The 19,115-nt window shown below is 53.4% G+C and carries 14 protein-coding genes and 2 rRNA genes; 3 read left to right on the forward strand and 13 right to left on the reverse strand.

Annotated elements, in window-relative coordinates:
• Positions 1-104 precede the first annotated feature (104 nt).
• Positions 105-2,387, forward strand: coding sequence for a T9SS type A sorting domain-containing protein (locus JSS75_03680; GenBank protein MBS1902783.1), 2,283 nt, complete (start codon positions 105-107; stop codon positions 2,385-2,387).
• Positions 2,388-2,390: 3 nt separating this feature from the next.
• On the opposite strand, the gene JSS75_03685 is transcribed toward JSS75_03680, so the two are convergent.
• Positions 2,391-3,623, reverse strand: a complete 1,233-nt coding sequence (locus JSS75_03685; GenBank protein ID MBS1902784.1) for a T9SS type A sorting domain-containing protein — start codon at positions 3,621-3,623, stop codon at positions 2,391-2,393.
• Positions 3,624-3,840: 217 nt separating this feature from the next.
• On the opposite strand from JSS75_03685, the gene JSS75_03690 reads away from it, so the two are divergent.
• The gene (locus JSS75_03690; protein ID MBS1902785.1) at positions 3,841-5,232 is read left to right on the forward strand and encodes a Y-family DNA polymerase; all 1,392 of its coding nucleotides are present in this window, start codon (positions 3,841-3,843) and stop codon (positions 5,230-5,232) included.
• A 66-nt stretch (positions 5,233-5,298) separates the two neighbouring features.
• Here the strand turns inward: JSS75_03690 and JSS75_03695 are convergent, their stop codons facing one another.
• The 9 genes from JSS75_03695 to JSS75_03735 all read right to left on the reverse strand — a co-directional run bounded on the left by JSS75_03695 (position 5,299) and on the right by JSS75_03735 (position 14,087).
• Complete coding sequence (locus JSS75_03695) at positions 5,299-6,009, reverse strand: hypothetical protein (protein ID MBS1902786.1); 711 nt, start codon at positions 6,007-6,009, stop codon at positions 5,299-5,301.
• Between the two features lie 354 nt (positions 6,010-6,363).
• On the reverse strand, positions 6,364-6,810 hold the full coding sequence (locus JSS75_03700; GenBank protein ID MBS1902787.1) for a GNAT family N-acetyltransferase: 447 nt from the start codon (positions 6,808-6,810) through the stop codon (positions 6,364-6,366).
• A gap of 1 nt (position 6,811) precedes the next feature.
• Positions 6,812-7,273 carry a GyrI-like domain-containing protein gene (locus JSS75_03705; GenBank protein MBS1902788.1) on the reverse strand — a complete coding sequence of 154 codons (462 nt, stop codon included), beginning with the start codon at positions 7,271-7,273 and terminating at the stop codon, positions 6,812-6,814.
• Between the two features lie 60 nt (positions 7,274-7,333).
• Positions 7,334-8,098: a VOC family protein gene (locus JSS75_03710; protein ID MBS1902789.1), complete on the reverse strand. Its 765-nt coding sequence runs from the start codon at positions 8,096-8,098 to the stop codon at positions 7,334-7,336.
• A gap of 80 nt (positions 8,099-8,178) precedes the next feature.
• The gene (locus tag JSS75_03715; protein ID MBS1902790.1) at positions 8,179-9,687 is read right to left on the reverse strand and encodes a hypothetical protein; all 1,509 of its coding nucleotides are present in this window, start codon (positions 9,685-9,687) and stop codon (positions 8,179-8,181) included.
• Between the two features lie 265 nt (positions 9,688-9,952).
• Complete coding sequence (locus JSS75_03720) at positions 9,953-10,270, reverse strand: DUF4234 domain-containing protein (GenBank protein ID MBS1902791.1); 318 nt, start codon at positions 10,268-10,270, stop codon at positions 9,953-9,955.
• A gap of 90 nt (positions 10,271-10,360) precedes the next feature.
• Positions 10,361-11,440, reverse strand: a complete 1,080-nt coding sequence (locus tag JSS75_03725) for a hypothetical protein (protein MBS1902792.1) — start codon at positions 11,438-11,440, stop codon at positions 10,361-10,363.
• Positions 11,441-11,497: 57 nt separating this feature from the next.
• Complete coding sequence (locus JSS75_03730; protein ID MBS1902793.1) at positions 11,498-11,869, reverse strand: hypothetical protein; 372 nt, start codon at positions 11,867-11,869, stop codon at positions 11,498-11,500.
• 160 nt (positions 11,870-12,029) lie between these two features.
• Positions 12,030-14,087 (reverse strand): choice-of-anchor D domain-containing protein, encoded by a 2,058-nt coding sequence (locus tag JSS75_03735; GenBank protein ID MBS1902794.1) that lies wholly within the window; start codon positions 14,085-14,087, stop codon positions 12,030-12,032.
• Positions 14,088-14,326: 239 nt separating this feature from the next.
• Here JSS75_03735 and JSS75_03740 point away from each other — a divergent pair, with 239 nt between their 5' ends.
• Positions 14,327-14,779 carry a VOC family protein gene (locus JSS75_03740; protein ID MBS1902795.1) on the forward strand — a complete coding sequence of 151 codons (453 nt, stop codon included), beginning with the start codon at positions 14,327-14,329 and terminating at the stop codon, positions 14,777-14,779.
• 16 nt (positions 14,780-14,795) lie between these two features.
• Here the strand turns inward: JSS75_03740 and JSS75_03745 are convergent, their stop codons facing one another.
• The 3 genes from JSS75_03745 to JSS75_03755 form a co-directional block, all read right to left on the reverse strand.
• On the reverse strand, positions 14,796-15,200 hold the full coding sequence (locus JSS75_03745) for a VOC family protein (GenBank protein ID MBS1902796.1): 405 nt from the start codon (positions 15,198-15,200) through the stop codon (positions 14,796-14,798).
• An 87-nt stretch (positions 15,201-15,287) separates the two neighbouring features.
• A 5S ribosomal RNA gene (gene rrf, locus JSS75_03750) occupies positions 15,288-15,403 on the reverse strand.
• A gap of 261 nt (positions 15,404-15,664) precedes the next feature.
• Positions 15,665-18,586: ribosomal RNA gene (locus JSS75_03755) — 23S ribosomal RNA — on the reverse strand.
• Positions 18,587-19,115: the final 529 nt, after the last annotated feature.

A 19,115-nucleotide genomic window follows, 5' to 3' on the forward strand; every position in this document is an offset into this window, starting at 1 on the left:
ATAGGGAAACGAACCGAGTAGGGTTTGATTCCAGCGGTTCGAGCACGAAACGGCAATAATAGGCGTATATTTACTGCTCATTATACAACACTTCATCTACTCCAATGTTGCGGCCCTCTACTCACTTCCGTATTCCCGATTCGGCGCATCCGATATCATTCTGCGCCGCGATTATTTTCGTCCTGTCGTTCGCCGGCCAAGGTGCACACGCACAAGATGTAACGACGTCAAACGACTTCATCGTCGGCCGTATCTTGGGCAATGATGGTTCGATCTTTGTTATGCTCCCGCCCGGACGTGTGGGACTCGATGCATCCCTCAATTTTTACGACAAGAGTTTTCTGACGGTACAGATTAACGGTAACTACTACACCAATAACAATGTACTTTCTCCGATCCCGGCGAACACGAAGCAACTCGGGATGCCCAATCAGCTCATCAAAGTAGGCGATACCGTTCGCTGTGTGTGGCGTAATCGAGATAGCGTCGATATCATTCAGGACTGCTGGCCCGTAGCATTTACCAAAAGCGGACAGGTCGCAATGCGCTGGAGTTTCAAAGGGCTCGCGCAGGGCAAGACCGCTACTATCAAGTGCCAATGGCTCCTCGATCTCGACATTTCGGACCCGAACGAAAAGAACCAGCCCAGCGCGAACGACGCGCCGGTACTATTGCATCGCTACGGATACTACGACCAATGGCAGCAATATCCAGGAACGTACGGCAATGCGGTGCCTCCGTTCTATGTCGGATTTCTGCATACACTACCCGGGCCTCAGAATAAGCCGGGGTTGGCCTGCCAGGGATATCTCGATAACCGGACGATCGGCACCACGATACCGATGCGTATCACGAACGGAGATTGGTACACGCTCGCGCAGAACATCATGGGTCCGCCCGCAAATATCAATTCGTTGCTCGGCAAGCGGCCCGGAACTGATGCTGCGCTTCTCATCGAGTTCAATCCGATCGTTGTCAACGGTACACAAACAGTGGTCGGCGGAGTGACATCGTACGGCACATCGGAGTATGAAGAATGCGTGGGAAACATGTTCGGACTCATGTTCTACCCGCACCGGATCGCCTGGGACAGCAAGCAGCATTCGTATACCCCTTCTCCCTTCAACGTCGAACTCTATACCCTGAACCCGAGCGATGCCGCCATTGCGACCGGTATCTATCTCACCCTCACCGTATGCGACCGGTTGTCCATTTGGGATTCCACCGGCTTGATTAAGATCGGCAAATCGCAACAAAAGCCACCCACTCCGGGGGCGACCCTGAATCCGCATGAAGTCTTGGTCGAAGACTTTTATGTGAAAGCCGACTCGATGGGAGATTGCAACGGCGATATTCAAACGTGTTTGAAATTCAGCGGCACCAGCTCGCTCGGGCCGCCGCTCTTCTCCAGCTTCATCGGAGATACATGCATCCAGAATATTACGCTTGAATGCGTTTCGAGCGATTCCCTGCCGCCGCGCTTCGAAGTACACTCACATGACATCGCGCTTGGCAGCGATACGATCCTCGTTCACGATGACCGGCCGGGCGATAAAGGGCTGAAGTCCATCTCATATGTGCTCAAGAGCGGCGGACCGCTGACCCATTTCGAGGTCGACACATTGGATCCCGTCGCCGCCTGCGTTGGCGATCTGGCCACACATCGCATCCTCTTCCGCCAGATCGACTCGACCTACGGCGCCTGCGTCACATTTACATTCACCGACTGCATCGGCCACACGAGCGATACGACGCTCTGCTTTACGCGTCATGCGTACGTCGCACCCGACACGATCGCGCCCAGATTCTCGCATGCATGGTCGAGCGACTCGATGACGGTGAACACGATTGTCCAGGATGCGGGCTCTGTCAACCGGGGGATGGACACCATCGCGTGGTTATTCTCGCCGCAAACCAATCCTCAGAATATTACTGTCAGTATTGCACCCGGCATTCAACCCTGTGACGGAGACATCCAACAGCACATCGTCACCGCGCACCAGAAGATCCCGGTTGTCGGCGAGACGGTGTACTTTATGTATACCGACTGTGCAGGCAATCGCGCATTCGATACGATCGTATTCCCGGCGCCGAGCCTTGCAGTGACAGGAGCCAGTGCCCCACAAGAACTGACACTGGATGCGGTTCGGCCCAACCCATTCTCCGACGCCGTAACGATCGAGTATTCGGTGCCACGCGCGTCGCATATCCAGCTTGAGCTTTTCGATCTGCTTGGTGTGCGGGTTGCAACGATCGTCGACAAGGTCGAAGACGGGGCCTCGCACCGGGTGAGTTTCAATGCCACCGGCCTTGCCGCAGGCACGTATATTCTCCGAATATCTGACGGGACCCGTTCCGTATCTCGTCGTGTCGAGATACGCCGGTAGTAGTTATTGAAGTAGTATTGTACTCGTCGTCATCTGCCCGTTGCAGGTGACGACGCAGTAATATGTCCCTGCCGCAATTTTCTCGGCATTCCATTCATAGATGTGGTCATCGCTAACCGATCGTATATCAGGCAGAATCGTCACAACAACTCCGCGCGTATCGACGATCTTCACTTGCGCCGGACCCGGCGTTGGTGAATGCACAACAATCCGAACCTGCGAGTGAGCCGGATTCGGGTATACTGAACACGAGAACGCGCGGCTATTCGAAGTCGACGATACTATTGCATCCTCGGGCGCAGTCATAAAGAGACCGCTGTCAGTCCCAACGATCACATGTGCATCCGCCGTCGATATGATCCGCGTGATCGTACGCTTCGAGAGGGACGGTCCACCCCACGCGATCCAGCTTATACCCCGGTCGAACGAAGCCCATAGACCGTTTCCCACAGTTCCGGCATAGACCGTATCACCCATTACCAAGAAGGCAGAGCATCGCAATCCATCCAGGTTTCCCACCGCACTCCAGCTTCCTCCGCCATTCGTCGTTCGTTTCACGCTCGTACCGACAGCGGCAAGGAATGTGATCGGGTTGATCATGCACACTGCGCCAATATCGGTGCCGGCAGAGAGAACCCGATTCCAGTGCTTTCCTGTATCCGCAGTCGTGTACGCCAATCCCCCGGTGATCCCTTGGTTAGCGGCGATCGCCCGACCTTTTGAACCAAGACCGATCGTACCAATATCGAAGAAGTCCGACGAAAGGCCATTGGAAGTGCCAAGTGATTTCCACGTTGTTCCGAGATCGGTCGATCGCAAGAGCCCGTTGCCGTCGCCAGCGATCAGAACGGAATCCCCGACAACGACCACCGTCCTCAGCGACTTCCCGCCTAAGGAGCGATGTACCCATGTCGAACCCGTATCCGACGAGACCTCCATGAAGTCATATGCAAACGTCCGCACATCCGAGTCGGAAATAGGGATAATATTTTCAGGGGTACCGCCGTATGGATCGGCGTACTTCCTCGTACGCACCCAGATGGAATGCGCATCCGCCTCAAGCCGGTAAAAGCCGGTGTCAGCGAGTGCGAGAACGGTGCCTGAGCGCATGATGACCACATCTCGTACATTCCGGCCTTCGAGACCGAAGGGAACGAACGTCGTTTGTGCAACCGACGGGGTAATGCCGAAAACACTCGCTATCGCCGCACAAAGGATAAGGGGAAAGAATTTCATACTGATTTTTCAGATGGTTATCTGGTGGCATACCTGGAGTCTGAGTCAGACCGGGCAAAGCCGCCGTTAAGTCAATAACACACCCGCCGGACCGAAGTTGTACTGCCCCTATGCCCACTATAGCACGGTTGGCGAAGCCATTCCGGACGAGGCCGACTCTCTAGCGCCTTCCTCTGAGGAACCCATCGGTAGGTGCCCAATGGTTACATGTTCAGAGATGATTGCACTCGTCGATTGTAATAACTTCTATGTCTCTTGCGAACGAACGCTGGACCCGAGCCTGAACGGGCGTCCGGTGATCGTGCTGTCGAATAATGACGGCGTGGTGATCTCGCGTTCGAACGAGGCCAAAGCGCTCGGTATTCCGATGGCAGCTCCGGTCTATCAATACAAAGAAATTATCGCGAAGCATCGGGTCGTCAGCTTCAGTGCGAATTTCAATTTGTATATGCAGCTTTCGGAGCGCGTGATGGCGATCGTGAACGATTATTCGCCCGAAGTGGAGGTCTACTCCGTTGACGAAGCGTTTATCGACATGACCGGCCTCGAATGGAAACAGCCCGAACAATATCTCGCATCCTTGCGCAAACGCATTCTCGATGAAGTCGGCATTCCGGTCTCGATCGGCATCGCCGAGACCAAAACCTTGACGAAAGTCGCTTCCGAAATCGTCAAGAAACGACAGCTCCCCGAGGGAGTACTTAATATCTGCGGCGAAGAGCATCGCACCGGATATTTGCAGACACTACCCGTGGGCGATCTGTGGGGCGTCGGCCGACGCTTCGGCGCATTTCTTGCAGACCAAGGCATTCGTACTGCACTCGAACTGATGAACCAGCCGGACGCCTGGGTTCTGAAACACTTGCACATCGGCGGGCTAAAGATGGTGTGGGAATTACGTGGCATTCCATGCTTCGGCGTCGAAGCAAACCTGACGCCGCCAAAGCAGATCATGCGTTCGCGCTCGTTCGGCAATTATGTGACCTCGATCGACGAACTCAAGGAAGCGGCCGCACTCTTTACCAGCATGGCCGCCGAATCCTTGCGCGCACACAAACTCATCGCCGGGGTCGGCGGTGTCTTCCTACATACAAATCTCTTTAACGACGATGAAAAATATTCGAACAGCGTGAACGATGCGCTCGTCGAACCTACCGCCTATACGCCGGACCTGATCGCGCACATGCACCGTCTGCTCGAATCGATCTACCGGCCGGGCTACCGGTATCGAAAACTTGGTGTTATCCTCACAGACCTGTTCCCTGCCGAAAAAATGCAGCTAACGTTCTCGTTCGACGAAGGCTCGCTGAAAAAACACGAGGCGTTGATGGGAACACTCGACAAACTCAACTCCAAGTATCGCGAAAATCATCTGGTCATGCTTGCGGCAGAAGGCATCGAACATGCATGGCGGTCGAAGCAAGAACATTTATCGACCGATTCGCCTGCCTATGTCGATCCGAAAGAACGGACCAGATTTCTCACCACCGTCTCGGCTCCGTCGCCGAACAAGATGCGCCCGAAACGCGAGCAGTATGCGCTCGATCCTGCACAGGATGCACGTGCACTCGGCAAACAAATCGCCGAGCGGATGATGGCTAAGAGATAGACTATAGACTCCCCACTGAACTTGAAACGGACCTGCACATTTGTCATCGCATGAGGACGGAATAACCTATTCCACCACAAACTTGGCTCGTTGACGTCCAAACATACATATAAACACACCTCGAGGCAAGAAGCCTCTTCCCAGTGTTAACGAGGTCATCGACGGAGCGATCTCTGTCGAAGATACTTTCCGTCCAAGAGCGTCGAAGAAGACCAACTCACGTTGCGTCGTTTCGCTTGGAAAGATGGCATGGATACTCTCAGAAAGGGGGTCATAGTATACCGTGAACTGTTCCTCATTCTCCCCAAGCGGTCGTACTCCAAACCGTAGATCGGTGGTTGCCAAATCAATTGAAACCCAACAAGCGGAAGTGTCGGTTGGAGGCGAAATAAAGATCATGTAGGATGTGTAGAATGTATTTCCACCCTCCAGATGGGGCAGCTTGCTCACATAGTCCAACCCAGACAAGGTACTAAGGAGCCCCGCACCTTGCGCCTCGGCAAGAAGGTGATGATTCCATATTTCTGAATAATGGATCGAGTCAACATGGAAAGAATCCTCCTCAAAAAATACTGACATCCAGTCACCGTCCACCCCCCACGTATAGAACACGAACACATGCCGCAGTTGGTGGGTAACAGTGTCGAGTACAAATCGAAGCATTCTTGTCGGGGAACCAGCTTGGTTTTTAGTGTAATTGATGAACGTAACGACACTATCCACTTGATATCCCTCGACACGTGTATCAACTTGCGGCAACTGTAGATCTGCACTCATGCCGAATACGGTGATCCCCGCCTCATTTATCCATGGGTCCCCATTGTTTGGATACACTTTAAAATAGGAATGAGCGTGAATTGGAAAATAGTACCTGATCCTTATAGGTTGCGCATAGGGAATATCATACATAGTGTCCACAGAACTATTATCCGGTAGATGCGCAATTCCCTGAGCTCGCGATGCCGAGCTATAGCAACACACAAACAGGAGGGATAGGAGGCACGCATTCATTAGTTCCTTCATAGATTGGTTACGCTTCGATTGAACGAATAATTCCAATTACCCCAACCAGAAACGGGATTTATGAGAGGAGATTAGATCAGAAAATTATTCCGTCGGCCAATTGAATCGCTACTTATCGATGATCTCGAGTTCGATGGGGACTCCGCTTCCGCGTGCGATCTCGAGCCAGAATGCGAGCGCGGGTTCGTTCTGTCTGATCACGCTGATGAGCCACCGCTTCTCGGGGAATGTTGAGAAGACACACTCCATGGCCTCACGTCCAACGCCTGCGCGACGAGCCTCTGGCCTGACATAGAACTCCGCGACGTAATAGAAATCATCCGCAAGCTCGCGAACCATCACAAACCCGATGATATCCTCCGCTTGGAGCACATAGAACGGAAATCGTGTCGGCTGCTGGAAGTACAGATCGAAGTATGGATATTCGTAACTTCCGTCTTCGTTCTTCGGTACGGAGAAGACGCGTCCGTTGTCCTCGCCGAGATACTCCTGCAGGAGATCCCAGAAGTGATCGACCTCGTGTTCTTCGACCGGACGCAGCAGAATATCCGCCATGCTACTTGATCGGCTGATAAATCTCGGTCACCCACTTCGTGCTATCGGGTTCGGTGCGTGGGTCGGTGACGTAGGTCTCCCAGCCGCCGGATGCGAGCTCGTAACCGTTCTTTGCGACCCACTCCATCATGTCCGCCCACGTCTGCATCAAGCCGCTGTAGTGACCGATGTGTTGGAAGACGATCGTCTTCCCGCCGGGCGTACTGCCCATTTTGAAGTCGGCACTCTCGGCAATCGCTGCGGCGACAGGTGCGGCAAGTTCGATGACGACCTCTTCGTCCGTCCACTTGTGATAGCGTGCGAACGGGCCGCCGAGCGGTTGTCCCCCAGCTTCGGTCAGGGCTTGCCAGAGTTTCGGAAACCAGACGTCGAAGAGCGTCATGAATTTCGCTTTGTCGGAATGCAGCGTCACGCCGAACGTCAGTTGCGGAGCCAGGTCTTTGATCTCGTATGGTGTTGTCATTCTCGCTTATAGAAAGGCCCGTGACACCACGTCGCGGTGCCACGGGCTTTGAATCATTGGTTATTGTTTTGCAAGCGCAAATATTGCGAACCCTGCTCCCTGCGGATCGTCGCCGACGGCGAAGCGGCCCATGTTGGGGATGTCCATCGGTTCGACGAAGAGCTTACCGCCGTTTGCTTTGATCTTCGCGACGGTCGCATCGCAATCATCGACCATCACATACCCGATCCAATGCGGAGGAACATTACCCCACTCCGGCATGATCTTCATCATTCCGCCCATCGCGACGTCGCCGTTCTTCCATTCGGTGTAGTTGGCATCGCCGCCGATCCCCCAACCGAAGAGCTGCGTGTAGAATGTTTTGGCGGCTTCCGGGTCGTTCGTGTAGAGCTCGTACCAACAGAAGGCGTTGTTCTCGCCGATAACGCCGGCGCCTTTGTGGGCGCGCGGCTGCCACAGACAGAGCATTGCCCCGGTGGGATCCTGAATGACGGACATCCGGCCATGCTCCATCACATCGAACGGCTCCATGATCGCTTTGCCACCGAGCGACTTCGCCTTCGCCGTTGACTCGTCGACATTCTCGACCGAGACGTAGAGATTCCAATGCGGCGGAACACCGCGCTCGAGTTGGGTCTTGTCAAGGCCGTAGAGCGCGCCGACGTCCGCACCGTCTTTCATTAGCATGGTATAGACGGAGCCGTCGCCCATCGGGGAGTCGTGCGACTGCCAGCCGAAAATATTTGAATAAAATGATTTAGCGGCAGCGGCATCGTTCGTGGCAAGCTCGAACCAGCAGAAACTGCCGGGAGCGTATGAGGTCATTGTAGGCATATAGTAGAATAGTTATTGGACGTGACACAGTAGGTGCTCATCGAGCAGCTATTTAATATAAGCACGTATTTTCACTCGCCCGTCAATTCCCGGCGGATCGGAATTGGGTAGGGCACGAGCGTCAATGATCGAGGTTCATACGTCAGGAAAATTGTTGTTGGAGATGTTCGGAGTCGTGCGACGGTGCTATCTTGCACGTGGATGATCGAGACGTCCGGACGTCCGGAGAGAAAGTGGATGATGCTATCTGCACAAACCAACACCCGAAAGCCCTGCAAAAGGAAGGTGGTGTATTTGAATGTCTTCTCCGACGGATCGACAAGGACGAGATTGGCTCCTCGTGGCAGTGACGTCGTGGCGTGCACGACCTGTTTTAGCAATACGTCGGCACGCTTTCCCTGCGCTGTCATCGCACGCGCTTTCTGATCGACGCCGAGAGCGTTTCCCACGAACAGCGGAAGGATGGCTCCGAGCGCCAGCACCCGCCACATACGCGAGCCCCGGCGCAGTAGCTGTTCGAATGACAGCCCCCACAAGACGGCGATCACCGGCAAGCCATTATAGGAATATGGTTCGTTGAGATGTGTCAGAAATAGCACAGGACACCAACTACAAATCAGGATCCCAACGAGTACAAGGGTTCGGCCCCGGCGCTGATCGTAGGCCAAACCTCTGGCGAGTATCGCGAAGGCACCGAGCGTGAACAATGCGAACACCGCAAGATAGTCGAACGCATGCGATCGCAATGCGCGTACGAACTCGATACTCGAGATCGGCAACAGACTCTGGATGCCGAGCTCACCGATGTTCTCGACAATGTTCGCGCCGAAGCGGAACGCGTAGTCCTGGGTACCATATTGCGGCAGAGCCGCTCCGGCATGCACTCGCAGTCCGAGGTACACGAGCGTCGCGATACCGTACGGAACGAGCGTCACGATCGTCCGCTGCACCCGTCGAACTGTTGTGTCTGCACGCATCAGAACGAACGATAGAAATGCAACGCTGAGCGTGAGCCCGATCGAAGTCTCTTTTGAAATCAGCGCAAGGAAGAAGCACGCGACGCTGCCGGCGTATCGCCAACCTGTGTCACTGGCTTCGGTCATCCGGCGATACAACAACCACAGCGCGCCGGCAGAACACAGTGACGCCGTGATCTGCGATTGTGTATCGTTGCCGAGGACGGCGGCTGTGCTCATCTGGGAGACAATCACGTACGCCGCTACACCGATCGCTACCTCAGGACGGACCTTCCAGCGACGAAGCACATGGCTCACCAAACATGCAAGATAGGTATGAAGCGAGAGGCTCAGCAGGTGCAACGGAAGGGTATTCCAACCAAAGTGCATCTGAACGAAGGCGAGCACCATCGATTCGAGCGGACGGTAGAACTTGTCGAAGTAGTTCGCGTGCAGGAAACCTTGCCAAAGCGCTGAGTTTGGGTCGCTGAACACACGCAAATAATCATCATAGTAATACGACCCGGAGAGTCCGTGCAGATTGACCAGCACTGCCAATACGAACAACAAGAAGTACAGTGCTACCGCACCGAGCCAAGGAGACCAACCTCTGTGCGAGCGCAAGTTGAACATGGATACATTGTTCCAATGACTGACCAAATCGAGGGGATAGGCTCAGGGTATGACGCCGGCAGCCCCCGAGAGCATGCGACCCACCACCTCGAATACAACCTCCCTACCGGGCGATGCCGGTCGGCGAATGACTCAATAGCTTACCGCATTCCCGATGCTATAAATGAAGAATCGGGGTGGAGAATTCCAAACAGCAAGACTCAAACGCATACTCCCGAACAGGCGGTTGTGCTGGGCGTTCGGGGCAAGCGCTGCACTACTGATGAACGACCGATTGAATATCGACCTTGTTGAAGCTATCCTGAACGATCGCATCGCCTATACCACCGAGCAGGAACAACAAAATGAATGACACCGCTTGCGAAAGCGAATTCTTCGTGATCTGTTGTACCCCTCCGGCATACTTCCAGAGCCACCAGATATTGACGATCGGAATGATCATGCACCACGATGTCGGGATGTCCGCGCCGAAGCGGCACATCTCGCCCTTCGTTTTGACACGCCATACAATGATGTATATACCGAGTGTGAGATAACTCAGAAAGAAAACTGCGATCGGGCTTCGCTTCGTCATAGTTCGATTGATGATGGTGAATACGCTACAAATATATGGAATTACGGTGCCAAACGAACGTCGATTAGACGATTATCTCTGCCGATCTTCTTACCCAGGCAGACTGCCCCATTTTACTTTGATCGACGGTGCAACATACGTATTGGTTGCCGTCTTAAAATCGCGGGTGCCACTGAGGTCGAATTCCAGCCAGAGGGGGCCTGTGACATTATACTCTCCGCCGATGCGAATTCCGCCTGTAAGATCGAACGAATCCGAAGGTTTATCGCCTGTCCGTCCGGTTACGCCGCACTGTGCTTCGATAAAGAGTTTGCCCGAATTCGTACCACCGTAAAATCGCGACGACAGTGTTGCATTCACCGAGTCCATCGCACCGGTCATGCTGCTGCGCATCATGCACGGTGCAGTCCCGAGCAGCACCTGTCCCCAATTCGAGAGCGCAAAAGTTTTTGTCAGCCAGAGTGCGGCACGGTCGATCACCACGTGCTTGACAAGCGAATCGGGATTGCGATAACTACATGCAATGCCGCCTTCGAAGATCGATGCATTCCAGGATTTCTCGGCCTGGGCAATCCGTGCCTTCGAAAGTAGTACTGCCGACGATGCAAGCGACGCCCGCTGGTCGGCGCTCAGCGACGTGGACCAATTGGAGTCGGTACCGGATGTCGGCGGTCGCAGTTTCGTCGGGTCGATCGTCGAGAGGTCGCGTTCGATCAGTCCGCGGATCGTCGCTACGAATGTGTCGTCGAGCCGTGGGTCGGATTCATCTTCGAAGGTCATACGCAGCCCCCAGCTCGAGTACGACGCACCGGTTTGCTGATCGGTGGACCGGCTCGCAAGCGAGAGCCGAAGTCGGTACAAAAACCGTTCGAATGAACTTTCGCGATACTCGTCGAACGTCAGCTTCGCGCCGATGACCGACCACGGGCTAAACTCCACGAACAGATTCTGCGGCAGAACGCCGCCACCACGAAAGAGATCGGCAATACCTGCCGTCACTTCACGAGTCGCCGTCGGACGGATAATGCTCGGCGGCGAAGCACCGAGGATTGCAAAGGCCGGCGCATCCGGGACAGAGAAGTTCAGTGTGCCATTGCCAACGCGGGTGTTTTGTGCCCCGGCACGTAGCGTTAGTACGGCAAGCGCGAGGAATACGATGATACGTTTCATAGTGAGCACATTCAGTGTGAAAAAGGCATGAGCGATGCAACCCGGACGAACCTACTCTCAGACGAGAGCGATCGAAAGCCGAGGCATTACCGGATCTGAGCCGATCGTGCCTGTATACGGCACCATCGCCTGCGTGCCGTTCTGACTGACGATCAGTTGAACTGAGTATGTCTCGCCCGGTTTTGGCGCCGGTTCGACGATCTCGAGAAAACTATCGATCATTCCTCCGGCATAGACTCCGGGATCATCGGGCAGACTAAACCTCCACTCGAGCGATCCTCCGTTCGGATTGACGACCTCCGACACTTGCTGCGCCGCATTCCACAGATAGACCTTACATGAGCCGATCTGCGGTGTCAGTAAGGAGATGGTGATCTGAATGGGGCCGCCTTGGGCCATCGGCACTATCTTGTACGTTGGCAATACCATATCCTATTATTTACTGTTGTTTTACTATCTGTCTTAAAGTACTGACAACAAATATAAGGCAGAATCGGGGGATATCGGCACGTTTATCGACGGATCGCCAATTTGTGCCTCCGGCAGATGACCGTTTGCGTGGTATCGCGTATCTACTCGGGTAGCTCCGTTATCGTTTGAAGAGTATCCGACCTGTTGCGATCACATTCGCACCTGACCTGACTACAAGGATGTAGGTCCCATCCGCGCCCATGAGCGGAATCTGCACGTAGCGTTCCCCCTCCGAGAGCAGGCCGAGAACCTGTACCGCGACGCTCGCGCCTCGAACATCATAATATGTTATCGTAACATCGGTGTGATTTGCGTCACCGTGCAAGCGAAGGGAGGAATTCGTCGATGCAGGTTGTGGCACAACTTCGATACGAAGCGATTTTCCGCTCGGTGCAATCCCTTCGACCGCGCTGGCGGTCGTATCGCCGGTGCCGGTGAACGAGATTGCATGCGTCCCGACGCCGGCTTCATCGGTGTGGATCGTCAAGACACCGACGAACTGCGACGGAGTGAGCGGTGCAAACCGCACCGCAATGGTTGCGCTATCCTTTGCTGCGACATCATGGACACTCGTATCGATGAGTGTAACCCCCCCGCTCAGATCGGACAATGAGTACTGAGTAATATGTGAGCTCACCGTGCCGTTGTTTCGTAGCACGATCGTGGTATCTCGACGATTGCCGAGCGGCACAACACCAAATGCGACCGAGGTCGGTGTGACAAGTCGGCCGCTGACGACGTTCGCCGTAACGCTGATGTAGTGCGGATTCTCAGTCGTCCGTTCGTCCGTCAGAATCTCCAATTGTGCTCCGTACTGTTGTAGGTTATATGCATGTACTCCGATTGTGACCGTCATACTGTCATTGGGTGCAATGCGGTGCTTCGAAGAGTCGATCACCGTGAAGACGTGGGCTGGATCGCTCAGAACATACTGCAATATATTGATGTCTTCCGTACCGCTATTTTTAATCCAAATGGTCGTGTCTCTCGTTTCACCCAGCCGGAGATTTCCCATATTCACGGACTTCGGTGCAATGAAGCCGGAAGCAACGGCAGCAATCGGTAGTTGCTTGTAATAGATCTGCGGATGGCCGCTTCGTTTGTCAATCCAGATCACATGGATCGCATCGGCGGCGGCCGCAACGAATCCTTGTCCAGGGTCTTTATCCGCACTCGCGAGTACTGTAGAGTCCCATGTGGTAAAATTATCACGAGAGTGCAAGTACATCAACGGCCCGCCAAAGACAAAATACACAAGGCTCAGATCCTTCCTATCGCGGGATATGACCGGGTATCCTGCGAGTTTGCCGCCGGAGAACGTAAGTTGTTTGGCTGAAGTCCAGCTCGCGCCGTGATCGCTCGAATGTTTGTAGAAAACTTCGAACACTCCCGGTGTTTTGTCACCCCCGACATATTCGACGTTCGAATCCTGGGCTTCGAGATACGGGAAATATGTCCCTGCAGTACTTGACGTGAGTTGTGTTTCCGGGCTCCAACTTATCCCGTTATCGTTCGAGTAGCGATACCACGATTGCATCGTACCGGTGCGATTGTCATTCCATGCGACGTACACATTCCCGTCCGCCGCAGCGATTGTTTGATCCTCGGAGCGACCGCTCGCATTCGATAGTTCATACGCATTTGTCCACGTCACCCCAGCATCGGACGAATGGCTCAGATACACTTCCGAATTCCCCGGTTTGTTGTCGTTATACCCAACATAGACATCGGACCCGCGACTGACGACATTCGGCCAAAAGTAATACGACCCTTGCGAACCACCTGTGATCCACGAAGTACCCGCATCCATCGACCGAAGATACATCGACTGGGGCTGTGCTCCACTATTATCGCGATAGACTACATGCAAGATCGGCCCGCTTGCAGCGATCGACGGCATGTCCACCGATTTTAAAAATGGCGTCAGTGCAACTTGAGCACTCCAGGTATGTCCGCCATCATACGAATGTTTATAATAGATAACCGTGCTGTCGGTCTTCCGGTCCATCCAGACGACGTGCACCGAATCGCCGCTGACGGCAAGACAGCGCCCCATGTTCTCGTTCAAGCCGGCGGACGTATCGGTAGAGATCAGGACATCGCTACTCCATTGGGCGTTGGCCTCGCGATTAGCGAACGAACAGGCCAGCAGAAGGATCAGGACAATGCTCTTCATAGTGATGAATGGGATGATCGTTGATAACAAGGGAGTGCCAAGAATGTTGCCGATCGGCTCCGGCGATTAGACGGAGTTCGCCGTTGCACTCCTCATGGAAACCGCTGTGAAACGTGATGCGTTGGCCGTACTCATCATCCCTTCACAACCTCGGAGCCTATCCAATGCAAAAAAAGACGATCATCATACTCGCCCTCGTCCTTTCATTCTGCTGTGGCGCAGCATTTAGCACGGTCGTACTGCGATCGACGGACGAGGAGGCTGCCAACCGACGAGTCACCGGCATCGGTGGTATCTTTTTCAAGTGCAAGAATCCCAAAGCGGTGCGCGAATGGTACCGATTGCATCTCGGGCTGAATACCAATGCCTACGGGGCCGTCTTCGAGTGGCATCAGGGCAGCGACAGCACACGCAAAGGCTTCACGCAATGGAGTCCGTTTCCGCAAGCGACCAAATACTTCGAGCCGTCAACAGCGGACTTCATGGTCAACTACCGAGTCGAACATCTTGATGGCGTAGTGAAGGAGCTGAAGGACGAAGGTGTCACAGTCGTTGATACCATCGAACGGTACGACTATGGCAAGTTCGTCCATATTCTCGATCTCGAAGGCAATAAGATCGAACTCTGGGAGCCGAATGATGTTGCGTACGAACAGCTCGGCGTTCAGATGGGCGCCAAGACGACGAAGTGAAGCGGGGTTCTGCTTGTCAGGTTAGGTCCGTGAATGGGTTGTACGCCACTTCCCAGAGATGACCGTCCGGATCGGCGAAATAGCCTGAGTACCCACCCCAGAATACCTTCTGTGGCTGCTTCACAGCGGTCGCGCCTGCAGCAAGTGCCTCGGCGAACACACGGTCGACTCCCTCGATCGACGGCTCGTTATGAGCCAGCGTGATTCCGCGAAAGCCGTTTCCCTCAGGACCAACGGTCGCATCCTCCGCAAGCTTATCGAACGGATAGAGTGCCAGCCAAGTCCCCTCGAGTGCGAAGAAGACGATGTCTTCGCCTTCCTTGAAGTCAGGACACGGCAGTCCGAGGCCGTCGCGGTAGAATCGGAGCGAGCGTTCGAAGTCACGAACGCCGAGGGTAATGAGCGATACTTTTGGCTTCATGGATGTATGGAGTGTTGAGGAAGGATAACGAGCGAACCACAAACAAAAAGCCCGCTAACGCAAGAGCGATAGCGGGCATCATACAACCCCTGGCGACGACCTACTTTCCCAAGCCTGACTGGCTAAGTATCATCGGCTCACGAGGGCTTAACTGCTCTGTTCGGAATGGGAAGAGGTGTATCCCCTCGGATATAGTCGCCAAAAGGAAACTGTGAACTGAGTGCTTAGTGCTCAAGTGCTGAGTGCTAAGTTCAGAAAACTCTTGGCGGGTTGTATTGTAAAAGATCGAAAAACAATGACACGCGAGCGGTGGCGAATGAGATGCAAATATCGAACACGAATGCAAGTGGTACAATACCAAACACTATAGTAATGCAGTAGTGAGGTGTTCTACGCAAGGTCGTTGCGCTGACATCTATACTATGTACGTTTACAAGTGTTTATTTTCTTCCGAAGAAAAAAATATAATGAAGTCGAACGGATTATTAGTAACCGTTGGCTAAACACATTACTGTGCGTACACCTTGGTCCTATCAACGTAGTCATCTCCTACGATCCTTCAGGGAAATCTCATCTTGGAGTAGGTTTCATGCTTAGATGCTTTCAGCATTTATCCTTTCCGGACACGGCTACCCTGCGATGCTACTGGCGTAACAACAGGCACACCGTCGGTCCGGTCAACTCGGTCCTCTCGTACTAAAGTCGAGGCTCCTTAAATTTCCTGCGCCCGCATAGGATAGGGACCGAACTGTCTCACGACGTTCTGAACCCAGTTCACGTACCGCTTTAATCGGCGAACAGCCGAACCCTTGGGACCTTCTTCAGCCCCAGGATGCGATGAACCGACATCGAGGTGCCAAACCTTGCCGTCGATGTGGACTCTTGGGCAAGATCAGCCTGTTATCCCTAGCGTACCTTTTATCCTTTGAGCGATGGCCCTTCCACTCGGCACCACCGGATCACTATCGCCTGCTTTCGCATCTGCTCGACGTGTTTGTCTCACAGTTAGGCACTCTTTTACGATTACGCTCAACGCATGATTACCGACCATGCTGAGAGTACCATTGCGAGCCTCCGTTACATTTTAGGAGGCGACCGCCCCAGTCAAACTACCCGCCTGACACTGTTCCACTCCCGGCTTCACGGGATCTGGTTAGAATTCAATTAAAGCAAGGGTGGTATTTCACTATTGTCTCCACCGAGACCAAAGCCCCGGCTTCTCCGACTCCCACCTATGCTACGCATGCATTAACCGAAGTCAATGCCAGGGTGCAGTAAAGGTGCATAGGGTCTTTCCGTCCATATGCGGGAAACCGGCGTCTTCACCGGTACCACAAATTCACCGAGCCCATGGTTGAGACAGTGGCCAACTCGTTACACCATTCGTGCAGGTCGGAACTTACCCGACAAGGAATTTCGCTACCTTAGGACCGTTATAGTTACGGCCGCCGTTTACTGGGGCTTCGGTCGAGAGCTTCGGCTTGCGCCTGACCCCCTTCCTTAACCTTCCAGCACCGGGCAGGTGTCACTCCCTATACGTCCCCTCAATTGGGTTAGCAGAGAGATGTGTTTTTGTTAAACAGTCGGTTGGCCCATTTCACTGCGGCCCCTCGCGGGGCACCCTTTATCCCGAAGTTACAGGGTCAATTTGCCGAGTTCCTTAACCATGGCTCACTCGCGCACCTTAGTATCTTCTACCCATCTACCTGTGTCGGTTTGCGGTACGGATTGCCTGTACAATAGCTACGAAGATTTTCTCGCCAGCCTGATTAGCCACCACTCGGTTCGACGAATCTCCCCGTACTGTCAGGTTTCAGCTCAAAGCGCGGATTTGCCTACGCCTCTCAACGCCTACGCCCTTCAACGCACATCCAATCGTGCGCGGATGGTTCACTTCTGGGTCCCTCCTTAGCATCAAACTCGTACAGACAAGCATCAGAATATTAACTGATCATCCATCGCCTACGCCTTTCGGCCTCGGCTTAGGTTCCGGCTAACCCTGAGTCGATGAACGTAGCTCAGGAAACCTTAGATTTTCGGTGCAAGAGATTCTCACTCTTGTTCTCGTTACTTATGCCTACATCGTCTCTTCTGAACGCTCCAGCAGGGCTCGCGCCACCACCTTCGCAGCAGATCAGAATGCTCCCCTACCCAACTTTCGTTGTCTAAGCTTCGGTAGATAGTTTTAGTCCCGATTATTGTCGGCGCCACGTCGCTTGACTAGTGAGCTATTACGCACTCTTTAAATGAATGGCTGCTTCTAAGCCAACATCCTAGCTGTCTATGCAACGAGACATCCTTTCTCTGTTAACTATCATTTGGGGACCTTAGCTGTAGATCTGGGTTCTTTCCCTCTCGGCAATGGATCTTATCACCCACGGCCTCACTGCCGGAAAACATCTTACCGGAATTCGGAGTTTGTCTGGGGTTGGTACCGTTGTGACGGCCCTAGCCCAATCAGTGCTCTACCTCCGGAAGACTCTTATCCGACGCTGCCCCTAAAGGCATTTCGGGGAGTACGAGCTATCTCCCAGTTTGATTAGTCTTTCGCCCCTAACCACAGTTCATCCGAGTAGTTTTCAACCCACACCGGTTCGGACCTCCAGTTGGTTTTACCCAACCTTCATCCTGACCATGGCTAGATCACAAGGTTTCGCGTCTACCACCACATACTCAAATCGCCCTATTCAGACTCGCTTTCGCTACGGATTCGCATCAGAAATGCTTATCCTTGCATGTGATGAGTAACTCGTAGGCTCATTAAGCAAAAGGCACGCAGTCACTCCCCGGGATAAATCCCGGCTCGCTCCTACCGTTTGTAAGCATACGGTTTCAGGTACTATTTCACTCCCTTCTGAAGGGTTCTTTTCGCCTTTCCCTCACGGTACTAGTTCACTATCGGTCACTGAAGAGTATTTAGCCTTACGAGATGGTTCTCGCAGTTTCCGACGGACTTCCACTTACTCCGTCGTACTCAGGATACTCGCTAGGTATTGCCACTATTTCGTCTACGGGACGATCGCCCTCTATGGTGCTCCGTTCCAGGAGCTTCGACTATAATGACAACTTCCGTATCGCAAGTCCTACAACCCCGTCGGTCTATGACCAAACGGTTTGGGCTGTTCCCGTTTCGCTCGCCACTACTCAGGGAATCACTATTGTTTTATCTTCCTCCGCCTACTTAGATGTTTCAGTTCAGCGGGTTTGCCTCATACACCTATGTATTCAGTGTATGATACTGAGGTATGACCCTCAGTGGGTTGTCCCATTCGGAGATCTCCGGATCACAGGTTGCTTCCACCTACCCGAAGCTTATCGCAGGTAACCACGTCCTTCTTCGCCTTTCAGTGCCAAGGCATCCCCCGTACGCTCTTTGTAACTTCACCAAAAACGTTCATAATACAGATAGCAGGCGACGCCTTTTGCAAAGCGCCTCACTACTTTAGTGCATCACTACAGTGTTCGGTACCGAAGTCGCCGATCGGCATTGCCGCTTTCGCTGCACTGCGTTTCAACTACTTCGTTACTTGCTTGGGGACTAACTGACATTCTCACGATTACTCATGAGATCATCAATCAGCCTTATGTCTATGCTCGATACTTGCGGTCATGATCTCCTTCGTCATTGCTGACAAATTCAACCATGTCCATTATCTTATACTTAAGTTATCTCATTCGCGGTTCTGGCCTATTCGACTGGGCTTTCGCTTACTTCGAATCGATCAGAATTTCACCGCTTCGCTTGTCAAAGAACTTTCCCTTTTGTCAAGGGGACGGTATAACGCCTCTGTACTCCCGCGTAGTTCCGAATCGTCCACAAATTTCTTTAAAAAATCGTAAACCTGCCCGTATTTAGCCTATTTCTACCCCGCCCTCACCGCCCCTGAAACCCTTATCTGACGCGGCTTTCAGCCA

It is taken from the genome of Bacteroidota bacterium, from assembly GCA_018266755.1.
Lineage (GTDB): Bacteria > Bacteroidota > Ignavibacteria > Palsa-1295 > Palsa-1295 > JAFDZW01.

Bases quoted from the DNA above. Each gene is read 5' to 3' on its own strand.
- JSS75_03680 (MBS1902783.1), top strand. From the start codon at position 105: ATGTTGCGGCCCTCTACTCACTTCCGTATTCCCGATTCGGCGCATCCG.
- JSS75_03685 (MBS1902784.1), bottom strand. From the start codon at position 3,623: ATGAAATTCTTTCCCCTTATCCTTTGTGCGGCGATAGCGAGTGTTTTC.
- JSS75_03690 (MBS1902785.1), top strand. From the start codon at position 3,841: ATGATTGCACTCGTCGATTGTAATAACTTCTATGTCTCTTGCGAACGA.
- JSS75_03695 (MBS1902786.1), bottom strand. From the start codon at position 6,009: ATGAGTGCAGATCTACAGTTGCCGCAAGTTGATACACGTGTCGAGGGA.
- JSS75_03700 (MBS1902787.1), bottom strand. From the start codon at position 6,810: ATGGCGGATATTCTGCTGCGTCCGGTCGAAGAACACGAGGTCGATCAC.
- JSS75_03705 (MBS1902788.1), bottom strand. From the start codon at position 7,273: ATGACAACACCATACGAGATCAAAGACCTGGCTCCGCAACTGACGTTC.
- JSS75_03710 (MBS1902789.1), bottom strand. From the start codon at position 8,098: ATGACCTCATACGCTCCCGGCAGTTTCTGCTGGTTCGAGCTTGCCACG.
- JSS75_03720 (MBS1902791.1), bottom strand. From the start codon at position 10,270: ATGACGAAGCGAAGCCCGATCGCAGTTTTCTTTCTGAGTTATCTCACA.
- JSS75_03725 (MBS1902792.1), bottom strand. From the start codon at position 11,440: ATGAAACGTATCATCGTATTCCTCGCGCTTGCCGTACTAACGCTACGT.
- JSS75_03730 (MBS1902793.1), bottom strand. From the start codon at position 11,869: ATGGTATTGCCAACGTACAAGATAGTGCCGATGGCCCAAGGCGGCCCC.
- JSS75_03735 (MBS1902794.1), bottom strand. From the start codon at position 14,087: ATGAAGAGCATTGTCCTGATCCTTCTGCTGGCCTGTTCGTTCGCTAAT.
- JSS75_03745 (MBS1902796.1), bottom strand. From the start codon at position 15,200: ATGAAGCCAAAAGTATCGCTCATTACCCTCGGCGTTCGTGACTTCGAA.